Here is an 18145-nt window from a genome sequence, read left to right on the forward strand (position 1 = left end):
CAGTTCCAAGTCCGTGGCATTTTGGACAAGCTCCGTAGGGTGAATTAAAAGAAAAGGTATTGGGTTGAGGATCTTCGTAACTAATTCCCGTACTGGGGCACATCAGGTTACGGCTATATTGTTTAAGCAGGTTAGAATCCAGGTCCATCACCATCAATTCACCTTTTCCTTGTTTTATGGCTGTTTGAACAGATTTATAAATTCGCTCCCTGTCCGATTCTTTGGCAATTATCCGATCAATCACCACTTCGATATTATGGATTTTATAGCGATCCAATTTGGGTTTGGAGGATACATCCATAATTTCCCCATCCACTCTGACCTTGGAATAGCCTTGTTTTTGAATTTGTTCGAACAATTCGCGGTAATGCCCTTTTCTACCTTTAACGATGGGAGCAAGAATAGCTGTTTTCTTACCGGCGAAGTTGCGGAGAATAGTATCTACGATTTCCTCGTCGGAATATTTTTGCATCAACTCACCCGTATTAAACGAGTAGGCTTTTGAGGCACGGGCAAATAATAAACGGAGGAAGTCATAAATTTCAGTAACCGTTCCGACGGTGCTTCGCGGGTTGCGGTTGGTAGTTTTTTGCTCGATGGAAATAACCGGACTCAAGCCATTAATTTTGTCCACGTCCGGCCTTTCCATATTGCCCAAAAACTGGCGGGCATAGGCATTAAAACTTTCCATATAGCGTCGTTGTCCTTCTGCATAAATGGTATCAAAAGCCAGGGATGATTTTCCACTTCCGCTAAGTCCGGTGATAACCACCAGTTTATTTCGAGGAATAGAAATATCAATATTTTTAAGGTTATGTTCTCTGGCCCCGAGTACTTCAATAAATTCTTCTTCGGCTGCTACAAGGGGATTATTCATACAGGGCAAATATCGGAAATGGAGAGGTAATTTGACAGAAATTGGAAAAATATTCTCATCATTTTTTCAAACCAAGGATGAACGGCAAGATATTTGCGTGGTGGAGGCTCCAATCAAGAAAATGCCAAGGATACAACCTGTACTTTTCTATTTATTTTTAGTTGGAACACTGATATGTTTAGGGCTGATAAGTTCGGAGATGGTTCATGCCCAAAGCATTCAGTTGGAAGGCCGTGTTTTTTCAATTGAAAAAGGCAAACCAGGATTACCATATGTAGCCATTTCGGTACCCGGAACCAACAATGGAACCTTAAGTGATAGTGCAGGAAATTTCAGCATCAGGTTAAGCAAGTCTGCCGATAGTTTAAGTTTTTCATGTATTGGATTCAAGCGATTAACTGTTTCGGTAAAAAATACTTCACGTATGGAAGTAGGTTTAGAGCCAGAAGTTTTCCAACTAAAGGAAATTGCAGTAAAGCCGGGAGAGAATCCGGCATTTGAAATCCTTAGGAAAGTAATAGAAAATAAGGAAAGAAACAATCCACAAAATATAGCATATTACTCCCTGGATCGATATGAAAAGACCCGGTTTGACTTAAATCATTTTACCGACAAGCTAAAGAAAAATGCACTGCTTAAACCATTTGATTTTATTTGGAACTATTCCGATACAACAGGAGACAGCATTACCTTTTTACCGGTATTATTTAGCGAAACAGCGAGTAAAGTTTACCATCGGTCCAATCCTAAAAGCACTAAAATTTACATACAGGCCACCCAAACTAAGGGCTTAAAAGGTCCCAAGATTATGAAATTTGCCCAGGACATGAACCTGGAAACTGATATCTATTCCAATTTTGTCAGCATTCTTGAAAAGCCCTTTCCTAGCCCGATTAACGATAATTTCAAATTGTATTACAAATATGTTTTGGCAGGCGATACCATTTACACCAAGGACGACTACCCTTGTCGGAAAATATATTTTAAACCCCAAAACCCGGGGGATGTGGCATTTACCGGCAGCATGTATATTGACACTTTGAGTTGGGCTGTAGTTCAAGTTGATCTGCAATTTTCGATTCAGGCAAATGTGAATTTTGTTCGCAACTACTACGTTCAGCAACACTACAGCAAGCCCGATTCATTGCATTGGATGCTAACCAAAAGTGAGTTGTTAGGCGATTTTACGGTGGTAGAAAATTCAAGTGAGCTAACCGGCTTTTTTGGAAGAAAACTGCTAGTAAACCGCAACATACAACTCAACCAAGCGATGGACGACCATTTTTACAGAAATGCAAGCATACCAATAGAATTAGATTCGGCTAAAGAAACTACGGAAGAGAAATGGGCAAGCCTTCGACCTTATGGTTTAAGCAACTACGACAAAGGTGTTGTTCAAATGACCGATAGTTTGGCAAGTGACAAAAAATTTAAGCGACTAGCCAAGACAACCCTAACTGTTACTAACTCCTGGTTTCCAACTGATTATTTAGAGTTAGGTAATATCTGGACTTTTTATAGTTATAACTTATATGAAAAATCCAGATTAAAATTTGGCTTACGTTCGGGAAAAAAGGTAGACAAGCATGTAGATTTTGATGGTTATGCAGCTTATGGATTTGGTGACAAACAATGGAAATATGGAGGTCATTTTAATTGGAATTTTGGAATTAAGAACGATTTTCACCGTAAACATACCTTAGGCATTTATTACCGGCACGATTTAAACCAAAACGGTCGTACCGAAAACATGATACCCTTAGACCATATTCTAACGACCTTAATAAGAACCGATAAATTAAAATTTCGAACATTCAATACCGACATGCACCTATTTTACGAAAGGCAATGGTTAGCCGGTATTGCCACCCGGATTACTGCTTTTCATAAGCGTATTCAAAATTACGGCAGTTATCGTTTTTCGACCGGAATGGATTCGGGGCATTTTGCGATTGTAGAAGAAATCCGGGATGCAGGTTTACAGTTTTCGTTTCGAATAAATTATGGCAAGGCAAATACCGATGCGAGGTTTGGAGATGGATACGGAGGAAGAAACATTTCCAAATGGCCATGTTTATCAGGAGAATTTACATGGAGCAAGGCAGGCATATGGGGAAGTGGATTTGAGTACAAAAAAATGAGAGCAAGAGTAGAAAACAGAACCAAATTAAACCGATTAGGATATTTGGATTGGATGCTTGAAGGAGGAAAAATTTGGGGAAATGCAGCTTGGCCCTTGCTGTTTACACCGGCAGCCAATCAAATGGTACTAGGAGACAAGCTTGCCTTTAATTTAATGAATTATTTAGAATTTGTTTCAGACCGCTATATTACCTTCCAAGGAGAATACCATTTAGATGGATTGATTTTAAATTACATTCCCTTGGTGAAGAAATTAAAGTGGAGGGAATTTGTATTTGGGAAGGCCTATTATGGAGGATTAGATAAGGGCAATGGCAACAATTTGGATTTTCCTTTGTTGTACGCGAGTCAAGCCATAGGTCGCCCGTATTATGAGGTAGGTTTTGGGTTAGAGAATATATTCAAAATTGCAAGGATTGATTTTGTTTGGAGATTGGATTACAGGGGAAATCCAGGTACGTATGGGTTTATAGTGAAGCCATCGTTTTATTTCAGATTTTAGGGGTGTTAATAAATTCGAAAAATAAAATAAAAATCATTTGAAATTTTACTATTTTTTAATTATGACGGTTTAAACCGTCATAAAGAATTATTTTAAAAAATTAACAATTTTAGGCCTTTTGCTTCAATTCTAAAGTTATTTACCCAGCGACCTGTCAGCAATTATTTTCACCAATACAAATTAAAAACAACTTAATAACTATTTTTGACAACTTATGACGGTTTAAACCGTCAATAAGTTGTTTCCGATATTAAAATATAACTTATTAACTTACCTTATTCATGAGTTCATCCTTTTCCAGAATTTGGATCCATGCGATGTGGACCACCAAAAATCAATCTCCACTAATTCAAACATCTTTTCGGCCAAAACTCAATGAAATTATTGCAATTCAGTTTCAGGAAATGGGCTGTCACCTCGAAGCAATTTCAGCCATGTCTGACCATATTCATTGCTTATTCCTACAGAACAAATCCAAAAACACAGCCGAAATAATAAAAACAGTCAAAGGCAACTCTTCCCACTTAATTAATTTTGGGAACCTTTTACCTGAGAAATTCTCTTGGCAAAAAGGATATGCAGCTTTTGCTGTTTCACATACTGAAATAGAATCTTCTATTAAACTTTTCGCAGACCAAGACTTGATTCATTGCAACAGCACTTACAACCAAGAGCTGGAAAAAATCTTAATCATTAATGGATTAGAAAAAGATTTACAAGATAGCCTTTCCTATAAAGAAAGGTATCGGCTTCGATTCAATACTATCCCAAATTACAAGAAAGATCATTTTATTTCAAAATCTACCTCAAGAACTTAATCAATTTTGTTTCCCCATTGGTTTGAATCCGAACAAAATAGACCCCTTGGGATAAGTCAGATAAATCAACGTCTAATTTATAAGTGCGCTGACCTTCACAGGATCTATTAAAAATCCGTTCACCTAATCCGTTCAAAACTTCCAAATACAAGGCAGATTGATTTGTCAACAATGCTTTAACCTCATATCTGCCATCGCCTTGAGGGTAAAAATCCACTTTCATCTGAGTTGGCGTTTGGGCCATTCCTACAGTAACCAGATCCAATGCTTGATTAAAGGTATCACTTTTACATAAATTAGTGGCAACCAAACTTACCTGATAGACTCCATTATCCGGGAAAGTATGGGTTGGATTTTCTTCGATGGAAGTAGTACCATCACCAAAATCCCAAAGAAATCCATCTGCGTGACCACTAGTATTAGTAAAGTTCACTGTATTTCCTCCACCGGACTGAGCAACAAAACCGGAAAAAATCAAGGCAGTATTACCACAAAAACTAGCTTTTTTTATAAATACCCCGCTATCATAAATTCCATCACTCACATCAGCAATAGCAATTTTAAAGTGGTAAGTATCTAATGGATTTACTGCGTGATAAAGAGGAATTGGCACAGTAAAACCATCATATTGGAAGAGATTTGCTATTTGTCCGGAATCATTTGACATAAAATAGGACGAATTAACATTTGGGTTAATCGTATTCACCGAAATAGGATCGGAAGTTCCAGGTACTAAAGCCAAATTATCGGTATTTAATATTCCGGGGCCTGAAATCCAAAACGCAAACACATCATTAAAACTGGTTCCAACATATTCCGGATATTCTTCAGAACCAAAAACAAACTGAGAAGCATAGATAGTATCGGCCATTGGTATAAAATCAAAATCCAAAACACAGGCGTCGTAAGTCTGCCCACTTTGTGGAACCAGGGCATTCAATTGAAAATCGCCCGGACCAGAAATATTATACCCAACATTTTGAGCTGAATTTGGGCCATTGGCCATCACTGCCATTCCTGAAGTCATTAACAAACCATCATTGAAACCTAACAAACCCAAACTATCATGATAAATCCCCATGGATTGCAAAAAAGGAGTAGTAATATGAAAATTCAGAATTTCAACACAGCTTCCAAACAAGGTAGCGGCAATAACACTATCGGGTCTTGGGCTATTAATATCACTAACAATCGGACCAATACTTTTGGGGAATGGCCCGGAATAACCAATTCTTTTTTGTTGGGCTTGGCTTAATTCAATAAACCCTAAAAGCAAAATAAAACCAAATAGTATTACTTTTTTCATTGCATAATTTTTTCAAATATAGGCAAATAAGCTGATTAGGCAAATTCTCTTTTGCATCTGCCTATATCTTTGTTAATATTCTTCCGGATAATACTGAATTCATCCAAATGCATTTCCCTAACTTTGCACTACATTATGAATATACCCAAAGGAAAATTAATCTCCATAGGAGGCAATGAAGACAAAGGTTCTGATCCTGAACGCGGAATTCAAAATCGCAACAATTTGAACTTTTTCGAATTGCAGATTTTACAAAGGATTAAGGATGAAATGAACAATCCGAATCCACATATTGAAGTGATAACTACTGCTTCTAACATCCCTTTGGAGGTTGGAGAAAACTACCTGGATGCATTTGGAAAATTAAATGTTAAAGATGTACAGGTGATGCATATTCGCAATCGGGAAGACACCCAAAATCCGGAGTTCATTGAACGTATTAAAAAAGCGGACGGAGTACTGTTTACAGGTGGAAACCAGCTTCGATTAAGTATGATTTTTGGTGGTACTGACATTTTAAACATATTACATGAACGTTATTTAAACGAACCTTTTGTTATTGCCGGAACCAGTGCAGGAGCAATGGCTATGAGTAATACCATGATATACGAAGGCAGTTCTGCCGAAGCCTTACTAAAGGGTCAAGTGAAAATAACCACCGGATTGGCCTTCATGAAAGATGTAATCATTGATAGTCACTTTGTAAAAAGAGGTCGATTTGGACGGTTAGCACAAGCTGTTGCAGCCAACCCGCAGTGTATCGGAATTGGATTGGGCGAGGATACCGGGGTTTTGGTAACTGAAGGAAATAAGCTGGAGGCAATTGGCTCCGGGTTAGTCCTTATTTTTGATGGTCATTCCATCCGACATACCAACATAGCCGACATTCAGGATGGGAACCCAATCAGTATAGAGAATTTGATTGTGCATGTGATGTGCAAAGGCAATCACTACCACCTTAAACAAAGAAAATTCTTCCCGCACTTGAATTCAGTAATGGCTTAGGTATGAAAAAATGGAAAAAAGCAAGTATGCTATTGGTTCTTTTGACCATGAGTGGAACTGGTCTTGTCTTCTTTTCCAACCGCGTTGTAATCGATTCAACCAAACATTTACATTCCTCTTCAGTTCAGAATATCCCTTCTTTACCAACTTGTTTGGTTTTAGGAACTTCCCAATTTTTGAAAAATGGGAAACCCAATTTATACTTTTCAAGAAGAATTGATGCTTGTGAGAATTTATGGAAGTCGGGGAAAGTTAAAAAATTTATTGTAAGTGGAGACAACCGAAAGCATAGCTACAACGAAGCTTTTGATATGCGAATAGCCTTAATTCGCCGTGGAATTCCTGACTCATGTATTCATCCGGATTATGCAGGTATTCGAACCCTGGATTCTGTGGTGAGAAGTAAGGAAGTTTTTGGACAGGATTCAATCCTTATAGTTTCACAAGAATTTCACAACCAACGAGCTATTTATATCGCTCAGCATAGAGGCATTTATGCATTTGGATATGATGCAGAAGATGTAAATTTGAGATACGGTTTCAAAACAAAATTAAGGGAATACTTTGCAAGGGTTAAAGTTTTAGTGGACATCCATATTACCCACAAAAAACCTAGACATTTAGGCCCCCAAATCCACATCTAGCATGTTGGAAGCCATTCTCATCACCCTCCTTCATTTTTCCATATTAAGTTATGTAATTTGGAGGCATCCCTTTTTTCAACTGAGAGGAATTCCAAACCATTGGTCATTGATTGGCTTTTGGATCAAAATCTTGGGAGGATCTGCCTTAACTGCCATCTATACCTTTTATTACACCGACCGAAGTACCGCAGACATTTACAAGTATTTCGATGATGCCAAGATAATTTACCAGTCTGTATATACCAACCCTATCGATTTTTTAAAAATGATGAGTGGAATTGGTAATGATTCAGATTATTTCAACCAAAATTACTACAACCGAATGAATCATTGGTATAGGCAGTATTCCGCTTACTACAATGATAACCATACTATTATACGCTGGAATGTTCTCATAATGTTTCTTTCCAAAGGACATTTTATGCCTCACACGTTGTACATGAGTTTCGTATCCACCATTGGGTTAATAGCCACGTATCGAGCTTTTGAAACAATGGAGCCCAATAAAAATTACTTTATTTTATTATTTATAACCCCGTCTTTGGCCTTTTGGGGTTCCGGGGTATTGAAAGAAGGCTTAGTAATATTCGGAATAGGAGGACTATTTTGGAGCTTACGTGCATGGTTGAACCAGGGAAGAACGACTTATTTTACCCTAGTTTTTTCTTGTTCGATTTTCATTTTGGCTCTAACCAAATATTACCTGTTAGCTATTTTACTTCCCGGCGTAATTGCGAGCTTTATGTGTATGCAATTCCGTTGGTTCAAACCTGCATATTCGTTTATAGCTTTATACTTTGTTGCCTTACTATCTTTCTTTTTTCTCGGAAAAATTAGTCCGGCATTGGATCCGGCAGAAAACCTAGCACACAAACAGAGTGACTTTATAAAACTGGCCAAAGGAGGAATGTATATTCAAATTTCAGATAATCAAGGCATTGATACCCTTTTCGTTTCATCGCAAGAGTATGGCCGAATTATCCAACAAAAAGGCAAAGTTCAAATTAAACAGGTTTTCCAGGTTCAACGATACAGCCAAAAAAAGCTTTCTAAACCTTTTAAAAATCCATATTTGAATTCCGATATTCAAGGCAGAGTGCTATTAGACAATGGAGTAACGAGGAGCAAAATTGAAATACCGGAATTAAAACCGGATTGGCAAAGCTATTTTAAGGCTATCCCTGATGCTTACTTCAATGTGTTTTTACAGCCTATCAGTCCGGGAAAGAACCCGCTATACTGGATGGCTTTTCTCGAAAATATGTTTGTTTTACTATGTATTGGTTATAGTTTATTCAAGTTTCAACTATTTAAAGGACTATTTCAATCACCGATACAATTACTTGCCTTATTTTTTGTTTTAGGCAGTTTGTTGCTGATTGGTTTAACTACCCCGGTTATTGGGGCCTTGGTAAGGTATAAAATCCCGGCTCTTCCCCTACTCTTTGGTTTAACAATTAGGACAAAAGGTTTAGAATGCAAGTTGGAATAAGCCGGTTAGTAGTTGAGGCCTTTTCCTATTTTGAGTTAGCAACCAGGCTTAAACAACCCAATTGCAATTGATACCTGATTTCAATAAATTTGGGGAAAACAAATACTTTTGGGGTTGCACCCCGGGCAACGATTGAGGCAAGTAGCCCACAGGACCCCGACGGCGTTAGCCTAGGGGGACGAGGACTACAGACGAAAGCGTGACCCGAACGCCCTAACAGAATTTTGGAAGTTGAAGGAAACTTGGGAGGCGGAGGGGGCCCGCCAAGTAAAAACAATAATTTAGGAAGAAAATGGCACAGGATTAATTCATGAGGGAGAGAAAATTATCGAACAAATACCTGCTATCATGGGGTCCGGGAGATGCTTCTGGGTGATGTTGTACAGAAAAAACCGGTTTGCTTTTCATTCGCAGACCTTCGATGGTACCATCATTTAAGTTGATATGCGTAATTTCCACATCGGGGTTATTCTTAACATGCTCGTCGCTTACTGAAAAACCATGATTTTGGCTAGTGACTTCACATTTTCCGGTAATTAAATTCTTAACCGGATGATTAATTCCACGGTGGCCGTTGTGCATTTTATAGGTTTTAATACCATTTGCCTCGGCTAGTAATTGATGACCCAGGCAAATACCAAAGATAGGCACATTGCTTTGAATCAATTTTTGAATGTTAGCAATAACTTCCTTCATAACACCGGGATCGCCGGGTCCGTTGGATAGCATTATTCCATCCGGTTTCCAGGCCAAAACATCTTCGGCCTTGGTATTCATTGGAAAAACCTGGAGATAACAATCGCGATCAGTCAGGCATTTTAAGATATTTAATTTAATGCCATAATCCATAACTGCCACGCGTTTTGGAGCGTTTTGATTACCTAAAAAGTAAGGTTGAGCGGTAGACACTTTGGAAGAAAGTTCCAGGCCCTCCATGGATGGCACTCTGGCAAGTCGTTGTTTCAACTCATCGAGATCGGTAGTTTCGGAAGAAATAATGGCGTTCATAGCTCCTTTGCTACGTATGTGGCGAACTACTGCCCGGGTATCGATTTCAGAAATACCGACGAGGCCTTTGGATTCAAAAATATCTTGTAAGGTTTGGGAAGATTGAGGGCGGCTTGCGATTTCGGAAAATTCGTGACAAACCAAACCAGAAATCTGTAAGGTATTGGATTCCATTTCATTGGGATGTACCCCATAGTTGCCAATATGAACCGAGTTCATGACCATTATTTGTCCATAATAACTTGGATCAGAGAAGATTTCCTGGTAGCCGGTCATACCGGTATTGAAACAAATTTCACCGGTGGCAGTACCAACCATTCCCACCGATTTTCCCATAAAAAAAGTGCCATCCTGTAATAGAAGGACGGCATCGCGCCGATTGTAGAGTTTACCCATCGGAATGCAAATTTACAGCATGAATTGGAGTTCGAATAAAAACTATTCTTTGTTTTCAACAAGTTTTGAAACGGATTTAGGAGTTTTTATCATTTAGAAAGGCATTCAAATGAGTTAATTATGGGAATTCAGTCCTACCTTTGGGGTCTTATTTTTGGTATGAACCTGAACAACCTCTATAAAAAGGCCTTAAATTTTGAGTTTTTAAGCATCGAAGAAGGTATTTATTTATTCCGGAATGCTCCGCTTTCGGAATTGATGTTTATTGGTAATGAGCTAAGGCAAAAGCAAGTACCTGGAAATTATGCCACTTGGATGATAGACCGGAATGTGAATACCACCAATGTATGCATTGCCAATTGTAAATTTTGCAATTTTTATCGAATACCCGGACATGCAGAATCATACATTACCAGTATGGAAGAATACGACCGAAAAATTGCAGAAACCTTTCAATATGGGGGAGATCAGCTTTTGCTTCAGGGAGGACATCATCCGGATTTGGGATTGAGTTATTATGTAGACTTGTTTAAGGAATTAAAGAAGCGCCATCCCAATTTAAAACTACATGCACTTGGTCCGCCTGAAATTGCGCATATTACCAAGTTAGAGAAATCGACTCATTCGAAGGTACTTGCCGCCTTGAAAGAAGCAGGATTGGATAGTTTACCCGGAGCCGGAGCGGAAATATTGAACGACAGGGTTAGAAGGCTGATATCTAAAGGGAAATGTGGAGGAAAAGAATGGCTGGATGTAATGAGAGCCGCTCATCAATTACACCTTACCACATCAGCAACAATGATGTTTGGCCATATTGAAACTTTGGAAGAACGGTTTGAACATTTGGTATGGATTAGGGAAGTTCAAAGCGAGAAACCGGCTGATGCCAAAGGTTTTTTGGCTTTTATCCCATGGCCTTTTCAAGATGATGGAACCCTACTTAAACGATTAAAAGGAATCAGCAATTCGGTTACATCCGATGAATACATCCGAATGATTGCACTTAGCCGAATTATGCTTCCAAATGTCAAAAACATTCAGGCATCCTGGTTAACTGTTGGAAAAGAAACCGCCCAACTTTGCTTACATGCCGGAGCCAATGACTTTGGTTCTATTATGATTGAAGAAAATGTTGTTTCAGCAGCGGGTGCTCCTCACCGATTTACCTCTCGGACCATTCAGGAAGCCATTCGGGAGGCCGGTTTGGAACCAAGACTTCGGAATCAGCAATATGAATTTAGGGAAATTCCGGCACAAATGCAGGAGCAAGTAATTAACTATTAATTCAAATCCAAGGTCAAACCTTTGCGTTGATTGTTACTCCAAGAAAAATCCTTACATTAGCCCTCATTTGAATAAAACGCTACCAGTCAAGTACTACTTATGAAAAAACTAGGATCATTCCTAACGTTGGGATTGCTTTTGGCATGGTATTCTGCGTTTGCCACCCACAATCGTGCCGGTGAAATAACCTATCGCTGCCTGGACAGCACAAATTTCTTAACTTACGAAATAACGGTTACCACCTATACCAGTAGCAACCAGGTAGATCGTTGTTCCTTGACCATCCATTTTGGAGATGGTGATAGTTGTGTAGCTACTCGTTCCAACGGTAACCCTTCGAATGGGAATGAGGGTTGCCCTCAGTCAACTTCGCCCGGCTATTGTCCGCATTGTGGCGATTATTTGGCAGATAATGTCAAAAAAAACGTCTACAAATGTGTTCATACCTATTCAGGACCCGGACATTTTACTATTTCCATGTACGATGAAAATAGGAATCAAGGGGTAATTAACATTACCAATTCGGTCAATGTGCCTTTCTATATTGAAACTGAGCTATTTATTAATCCCATTTTAGGACCGAACAACTCCGTTCAACTCCTAAATCCGCCAATAGACAAAGCTTGCATTAACATACCATTTCACCACAATGCCGGAGCTTACGATCCGGATGGAGATAGCCTTTCGTACCGAATTGTACCTTGTAGTGGTTCGGAAGGACAGGATATTCCAAATAATCCGGGTGCTCTCAATAATGTTTTCATGGATTTGTTTACCGGTGATTTTATTTGGGATGTCCCTACGATTATTGGGGAATTTAACTTTGCTTTTATTATTGAAGAATGGAGAAGGTATAAAGGTGACAATAAGGTATATTTGGTAGGAGAAGTAAAAAGAGATATGCAAGTGGAAGTTTCTCCTTGTCTTAATACCCCACCTGTTATTCAGGCACCGGATGAAATATGCGTAGTGGCCGGAACACAAATCCAATTTGATGTGTTAGCCACAGACGCCGACATGGACGATCTTACCTTAACCGGAACCGGTGGTCCTTTGCTAATGGAAAATCCGGCTAGCTTTCCTCAACCTCAATATGGAATTGGAGCTGCCCAGGGTCAATTTACCTGGAATACCAAATGCAATCATGTTCAAATTAATCCGCATTATATGTATTTTAGGGTAGAAGATGATGGAGGACCGAACAATGCAGCAGCCATTAAGCTTGCAGCCTACCACACTACCGCAATCCGGGTGGTTGGACCGGAACCTACAATTACCCAGGTTGAACCTATTGGATCAAACATGAAAATCACCTGGAACCCAAGCGAATGTCCGGAAGTGGTTAGCTATAAAATTTACCGACATGTAGGAGAAACCGGTTGGGAACATGATACCTGCGAAACCGGAGTACCGGGCTACACCGGATATGTGTTAATTGGAACAACCCAAGGAATTAACAACACCACCTTCATTGACAATAACAATGGTTTGGGTTTGGTAAGTGGAGTATTATATTGCTATCGGGTGGTAGCAATTTTTCCTGACAATGCAGAAAGCTACTCTTCTGATGAATGGTGTAATTCATTAAAAAAGGATATTCCGATAATTACCCATGTTTCTATTTTTAACACAGACTTAAGCCAGGGCGCCGATTCTATTCAATGGTCGAAACCCACGGAACTTGATACCATTGCCTTTCCTGGTCCTTATCGGTATAACCTTTATCGAACAGAAGGAGGTAATGCTGCCAATTATGAGCTTATTTGGTCTAATTCTTACCCGAATTATTACCTCATGAACGATAGTGTTTATGTCGAAACAAGTGGATTAAACACCCTTGAAAAATCATACCGATATAAAATTGAATTGGTAAACCAAAGCCCTGCCTCAACCGATACCATAGGAAACACCCAAGCATCTTCCGTCTATTTGAATTTATCGCCCGACGATAACCAACTCACCTTAACCTGGACAAATAATGTTCCTTGGTCCAATTACAAAACTTGGATTTACCGAAAAGCCCCTTCCGAAACGAATTTTAGCTTTCTGGATACCACCTTGGCTACATCGTATGTAGATACCGGTTTGCAAAACGGAGCAACCTATTGCTACTATGTAATTACACTCGGAACATACAATTCTCCGGCCATTACAGACAGCTTATTTAATGCTTCCCAACAAATTTGTGGAATCCCCGTTGACACTACCCCGCCTTGTCAGCCCATGCTTAGCGTTATTCCAAGTTGCGATGATTTTGAAAACGACTTAACCTGGACTGCTCAGGATAAGGAATGCGACGAAGATGCCCTTTACTACAAAGTTTATTACTCGCCAACCTTGGCAGGAACCTGGCAATTAATTTATTCCACATCAGACCTAAATGATACTACCTATCTACACGACAATCTTCTACAATCTATTGCCGGCTGCTATGCTATTGCCGGGGTAGATTCATTTAATAACGAAAGTCATTTACTCGATTCGGTTTGTGTGGATAATTGCCCCGAATATAACCTACCCAATACCTTTTCACCCGATGGAGATGGAACCAATGATTTCTTCACCCCATTTCCAGGTTGGAGATTCGTACAAAAGGTCGACATCCGGATATACAACCGCTGGGGTAATTTGGTTTTCCAAACTACCGATCCTAATATCTCCTGGAACGGAAAAATTAAAAATTCCGGCGGAACTTGTGTGGATGGGGTATACTTCTACGTATGCAAAGCCGATGAAATACGATTGGCAGGAATAGTAACCCGGGAATTAAAAGGATTTATTCATTTGTTTAGAAACGCAAAAAGTGGTTCTGTAGATTAATCATGTTCACCGGAATAATTGAATGCATGGCCAAAGTGGAAGGTTTGGCCCAGGACAAGGACAATATAACTTTCACTTTTTCATCCCCTATCAGTCAAGAACTAAAAATTGACCAAAGTGTTTGTCACAACGGGGTTTGCTTAACAGTAATACATCTTGAAGGTGGAAAACACTCCGTTACGGCTATCCACGAAACCTTAAGTAAAACCAACCTAGGTCAATTAAAAATTGGCGATATGGTCAATATTGAACGTTGCATGCCGGCTCATGGACGTTTTGATGGACATATTGTTCAAGGACATGTAGATACCACCGGAATTTGCGAAAAAATCGAAGATCAAAATGGAAGTTGGATATTCACCTTCTCCCACCCAACCGAACATGGATTTATAACTGTTGAAAAAGGTAGCATTTGTGTAAACGGAACAAGCTTAACCGTAATTAATTCTCTACCGGGTCAATTTAGTGTGGCCATCATTCCTTACACCTATGAACATACTGTTTTTAAGCTTTTACAGACCGGAAGTAAGGTAAATTTAGAATTCGACATATTAGGAAAGTATGTTATGAAGATGTTGAATTCTAGGTAATAATTTTCAGCGACCTTTCCAGGATAGCAACTGTAATAGGCTTAATTATTCACTATTACCTTTCTGACCATTTAATCCCTCATTGTCAAAAATCTTTAATTTTTGCTTCTTCTCAGGGGCAATCTACTCCAAATGAGAGTTATGTAATACTGGTTTTATGGTCTGCTGAAAAAATACCGAATGTACATTATGTTTAGTCCAATTTTAGGTATTAATTCCGATTGAAAAATAGGTCTAACATACTGTATACTCGGCATTTATACCGAATGGACAAAATGTATAGTCCAATTTTATACTTAAATTTTCTTGAAAAAATCGGACTAACTTTTTGTATCCTCGGTACTTACCAATCTAAATTTATAAAAGCCTTCGGACTATTTATAAATTAAAATTGGTATAAACTTGTCCAATTTAACCCCAAAAAAAAAGGCTGACCAGTTTTGATCAGCCTTTTATTGAAATAGAATTTCTAATAAATTTTGGAAGTATTCCTATATCCGGCGGTATTGGAAAACCAATTCGGATAGAGGGTTCCGGAACTACGCGCCCAATCGATAAAATGCAGGTATGCTTCATTTACCGGATTCTTTTCTTTTGGGTAATCAAACCCCTGCAATACATTAATAGCCCAGGGCAAGTTATTTTCGGTCCGGTAAAATTTACCATTAGCCGGCGAACTCCTATCATCTTCAGTACCAAATAATGCCATGTTAGCCTTATCGGAAGGTGCTTTATCTGCCAAATGCACTTCCCTTCCCCTTTCCTGATCCGATACGATGTAAAAATTAAACTTATCGGAACTCAGTTGCGAAATAGAGACTGTTCCGCCCGAAGGCACCACTCCGTTATTAATAAATACAATTTTCACCTGAATGGTATCATGTGGTACAAATGGAGCCGAAGGATCTGTATTTATACCAATTCCGCCGCCGGGCCAGGCCATGTTTTTATAAAAATCATCAAATACAATTATATTGGCATAAGTTTGACTCTCTTCTGTACCGTTGGCATTAAACGAATAAATTGAACCATTCGAAACCGAAGTTCCTGAAACACTGGTAATTTTATTGGAAGCAATACCATCCAATTGAAATCCAAATCCATTGTGGAAACCAGCTCCGGTAGCCCTTAAAATAAAAGTTGCATTTATTTCTACAACCTTATTATTTGAGTTGGTAGATGTGGCAATTTTATAATTCACCACTACATCATTGAGGTCATATTCCCCTTTTTGAGGCCATTGATCTTCAAAAGCCAGGGTACCAAATCCATTTTGTGAAGGGTAATAAGAAATAGAAGATACATTTTCGTCGTCATCATCATCGTCGTCATCGTCACAAGTACCATCATTATCATTATCATTGTGGAGATTCTTTGGCTCACAATCACGAGATGGGTCAGACCAATACGTTCCAGGAAATACATAATCGTCGGTAATAATTCTGGAATTACCTCCAGTACCGATAAAGCTAATCCTAATTTTATAAGAAGAAGATGAATTTGCAATTGCACTTGGAACGGCGATGGTAAAATTCTTAACTGTTGAAGTTGGAAATGGTGTTGGGAAAGTATAATCGTAAAATTGTACGGCTGTACCTTCGCCACCACTTGCACTTGAGTTGTAAGGAATATAAAACACTTTAACGCCTCGGGAAGTACCTGTAGCGTTATCAAACTTAGCCTTGAACGTAATATTGCCAGAAGAAAATTTAATCCAAGGCGATTTTACCCAACTGGCGGTCACGGAAGAACTGGTCAATTGATTGCTTTTACATGACCAACTTCCACTGATTACATTGGCGCTGGTATTGGTATAAGTATTTGCGCCAAATGCCCAGCAATTTCCTATTTCAACGCCACGGTTACCTGATTCACATGTTAAATTCACATTGGCATTAACCTGCCCAAAACACGCACTAAAAAGCAAAAGAAATCCTAATCTTTTCATAAAAAGCTAAATCGAAAGTTTAAATTATTCTGGAATAAATGAAAAAGTAGCTTGTTTTCCTGAAATCGCTACGTCATAAGTTTTACTACCATACTTAAGTTTCAAACTTGATTCGGTAGAAGGAATAAGGAGATTTAGGGTAGTATCTAAATCCATTCGATGATTGCTTGCATACACCACAGCACCATCGGATAATGCAATTTTCAAACCGGCGTAAACCGTTTCCTCTGTAGGCAATCCGGTAATTTGCAAAGCCACATTATTTTCTGTTGTCCACAAAAAATCAGGATCCGCCTGCAATTCATTCAAATTCTTAGGAATATCCTCTGTAACAATGAAATCCTGCTTTCTACAACCAATACAAGCCATTACAGTAATCAAAACCAAAGCTCCAATTTTTTTTCTTCTAATCATACACAATCTAATTAACTATTTACAATCTAACAATCTTTATAACCATCTTATAATTAAAATATTTATAAAGAATTTTTTGAACCTCATTTTTTTAATTCGTACTTGATTTCTAGCAATTCAAACTTCAAATTATGGCATTGGTACGAAATCGCAGAATCCAAAGTTCCAACATTTTACAATTAAAATGAAATTTTTTTCAATTTTCATTTCTGTTTTATCCAATAATCTTTTGAATAGGCGGGCCCCTTCGCGCAATAAGAAAATGCAACAACCCGGTTATTTGCAAAGCGCTCAGGTCACGCTTTCGCCTGTAGTCCTCGTCCCCCGAGGCTAAGGCCGTCGGGGTCCTGTGGGCTACTTGTCTCAATCGTTGCCCGAGGTGCAACCCCAACAATACCATTTCATAACCAAGCTCATCAAATTCCCGGGCAACTTCACTAAATGCTAAAAGAATCCTGCAAAAGAAAAGGAACAACCCCCGTTATCTGCCAAAACAAAGCAACTGCCAGATCATTTGGTACTTGGTCGAATAGCGAAAGGAGAAGAAAACTCAAAGATAGCCAATGCTTAACCAAAGTAGTCGCCAACCATCTTAAGCACCGGTATGTACCCCAAAATGCCAAAAAAAATACAACCCAAAATAGCCCCCAGCACCAAATAACAAACAACTAATTAACAATCAACCACTTAAATAATATCAGCGCTTAACTATCAAAAAAAAAATGTTAAAAATATAGTTCAACTAATACAAGGAATTTGAATACCTCTATATTTGCCCCGATGATTTACTCGAATTTTTGTAACCATACTTGTTGCTGCTGCCATTCTGCGCAGGAGCCCGGCTATTGGTGGACATAGATCGCGGTAAATCCTCTCATAAGAAATTCAAAAAGCTCCAC

The 18145-nt window shown here is 38.8% G+C and carries 13 protein-coding genes; 8 read left to right on the forward strand and 5 right to left on the reverse strand.

What is annotated here, in order from left to right; all coding sequences use genetic code 11:
* Nucleotides 1-877 (reverse strand): excinuclease ABC subunit UvrA (locus K1X82_04230; GenBank protein MBX7181299.1); only part of this gene is annotated, 877 nt, incomplete at its 3' end.
* A 121-nt stretch (nucleotides 878-998) separates the two neighbouring features.
* Between K1X82_04230 and K1X82_04235 the strand changes: the two genes are divergently transcribed.
* Nucleotides 999-3521: a DUF5686 and carboxypeptidase regulatory-like domain-containing protein gene (locus K1X82_04235; GenBank protein ID MBX7181300.1), complete on the forward strand. Its 2523-nt coding sequence runs from the start codon at nucleotides 999-1001 to the stop codon at nucleotides 3519-3521.
* 281 nt (nucleotides 3522-3802) lie between these two features.
* On the forward strand, nucleotides 3803-4339 hold the full coding sequence (locus K1X82_04240) for a transposase (protein MBX7181301.1): 537 nt from the start codon (nucleotides 3803-3805) through the stop codon (nucleotides 4337-4339).
* On the opposite strand, the gene K1X82_04245 is transcribed toward K1X82_04240, so the two are convergent.
* Entirely contained in the window at nucleotides 4323-5645 is a 1323-nt protein-coding gene (locus K1X82_04245) for a choice-of-anchor L domain-containing protein (protein MBX7181302.1), read from the reverse strand. The two genes, K1X82_04240 and K1X82_04245, sit on opposite strands and share 17 nt — an antisense overlap.
* 135 nt (nucleotides 5646-5780) lie before the next feature.
* On the opposite strand from K1X82_04245, the gene K1X82_04250 reads away from it, so the two are divergent.
* The 3 genes from K1X82_04250 to K1X82_04260 are packed head-to-tail and all read left to right on the forward strand — an operon-like array spanning nucleotide 5781 to nucleotide 8786.
* Nucleotides 5781-6650, forward strand: a complete 870-nt coding sequence (locus tag K1X82_04250) for a cyanophycinase (GenBank protein MBX7181303.1) — start codon at nucleotides 5781-5783, stop codon at nucleotides 6648-6650.
* Nucleotides 6651-6652: 2 nt separating this feature from the next.
* A complete protein-coding gene (locus tag K1X82_04255; protein ID MBX7181304.1) occupies nucleotides 6653-7294 on the forward strand; it encodes a YdcF family protein in 642 nt (213 codons plus the stop codon).
* A 1-nt stretch (nucleotide 7295) separates the two neighbouring features.
* On the forward strand, nucleotides 7296-8786 hold the full coding sequence (locus K1X82_04260) for a hypothetical protein (protein MBX7181305.1): 1491 nt from the start codon (nucleotides 7296-7298) through the stop codon (nucleotides 8784-8786).
* A gap of 303 nt (nucleotides 8787-9089) precedes the next feature.
* Here the strand turns inward: K1X82_04260 and carA are convergent, their stop codons facing one another.
* On the reverse strand, nucleotides 9090-10190 hold the full coding sequence (gene carA, locus K1X82_04265) for a glutamine-hydrolyzing carbamoyl-phosphate synthase small subunit (GenBank protein ID MBX7181306.1): 1101 nt from the start codon (nucleotides 10188-10190) through the stop codon (nucleotides 9090-9092).
* Nucleotides 10191-10349: 159 nt separating this feature from the next.
* Between carA and mqnC the strand changes: the two genes are divergently transcribed.
* The 3 genes from mqnC to K1X82_04280 all read left to right on the forward strand — a co-directional run bounded on the left by mqnC (nucleotide 10350) and on the right by K1X82_04280 (nucleotide 14884).
* Nucleotides 10350-11474 carry a dehypoxanthine futalosine cyclase gene (gene mqnC / locus K1X82_04270; protein ID MBX7181307.1) on the forward strand — a complete coding sequence of 375 codons (1125 nt, stop codon included), beginning with the start codon at nucleotides 10350-10352 and terminating at the stop codon, nucleotides 11472-11474.
* Between the two features lie 99 nt (nucleotides 11475-11573).
* On the forward strand, nucleotides 11574-14294 hold the full coding sequence (locus tag K1X82_04275) for a gliding motility-associated C-terminal domain-containing protein (protein MBX7181308.1): 2721 nt from the start codon (nucleotides 11574-11576) through the stop codon (nucleotides 14292-14294).
* A gap of 2 nt (nucleotides 14295-14296) precedes the next feature.
* Nucleotides 14297-14884, forward strand: a complete 588-nt coding sequence (locus tag K1X82_04280) for a riboflavin synthase (GenBank protein MBX7181309.1) — start codon at nucleotides 14297-14299, stop codon at nucleotides 14882-14884.
* 469 nt (nucleotides 14885-15353) lie between these two features.
* On the opposite strand, the gene K1X82_04285 is transcribed toward K1X82_04280, so the two are convergent.
* Nucleotides 15354-16832: an LruC domain-containing protein gene (locus K1X82_04285; GenBank protein ID MBX7181310.1), complete on the reverse strand. Its 1479-nt coding sequence runs from the start codon at nucleotides 16830-16832 to the stop codon at nucleotides 15354-15356.
* A 24-nt stretch (nucleotides 16833-16856) separates the two neighbouring features.
* Nucleotides 16857-17246, reverse strand: coding sequence for a hypothetical protein (locus tag K1X82_04290; GenBank protein MBX7181311.1), 390 nt, complete (start codon nucleotides 17244-17246; stop codon nucleotides 16857-16859).
* Between the last annotated feature and the right edge of the window lie 899 nt (nucleotides 17247-18145).

Source organism: Bacteroidia bacterium (genome assembly GCA_019695265.1).
Classification (GTDB): Bacteria; Bacteroidota; Bacteroidia; order JAIBAJ01; family JAIBAJ01; genus JAIBAJ01.

Coding starts and splice junctions, on each gene's coding strand:
- K1X82_04255 (MBX7181304.1), top strand. CDS start 6,653: ATGAAAAAATGGAAAAAAGCAAGTATGCTATTGGTTCTTTTGACCATG.
- K1X82_04280 (MBX7181309.1), top strand. CDS start 14,297: ATGTTCACCGGAATAATTGAATGCATGGCCAAAGTGGAAGGTTTGGCC.
- mqnC (MBX7181307.1), top strand. CDS start 10,350: ATGAACCTGAACAACCTCTATAAAAAGGCCTTAAATTTTGAGTTTTTA.
- K1X82_04290 (MBX7181311.1), bottom strand. CDS start 17,246: ATGATTAGAAGAAAAAAAATTGGAGCTTTGGTTTTGATTACTGTAATG.
- K1X82_04275 (MBX7181308.1), top strand. CDS start 11,574: ATGAAAAAACTAGGATCATTCCTAACGTTGGGATTGCTTTTGGCATGG.
- K1X82_04240 (MBX7181301.1), top strand. CDS start 3,803: ATGAGTTCATCCTTTTCCAGAATTTGGATCCATGCGATGTGGACCACC.
- K1X82_04235 (MBX7181300.1), top strand. CDS start 999: ATGCCAAGGATACAACCTGTACTTTTCTATTTATTTTTAGTTGGAACA.
- K1X82_04245 (MBX7181302.1), bottom strand. CDS start 5,645: ATGAAAAAAGTAATACTATTTGGTTTTATTTTGCTTTTAGGGTTTATT.
- K1X82_04285 (MBX7181310.1), bottom strand. CDS start 16,832: ATGAAAAGATTAGGATTTCTTTTGCTTTTTAGTGCGTGTTTTGGGCAG.
- K1X82_04260 (MBX7181305.1), top strand. CDS start 7,296: ATGTTGGAAGCCATTCTCATCACCCTCCTTCATTTTTCCATATTAAGT.
- K1X82_04250 (MBX7181303.1), top strand. CDS start 5,781: ATGAATATACCCAAAGGAAAATTAATCTCCATAGGAGGCAATGAAGAC.
- carA (MBX7181306.1), bottom strand. CDS start 10,190: ATGGGTAAACTCTACAATCGGCGCGATGCCGTCCTTCTATTACAGGAT.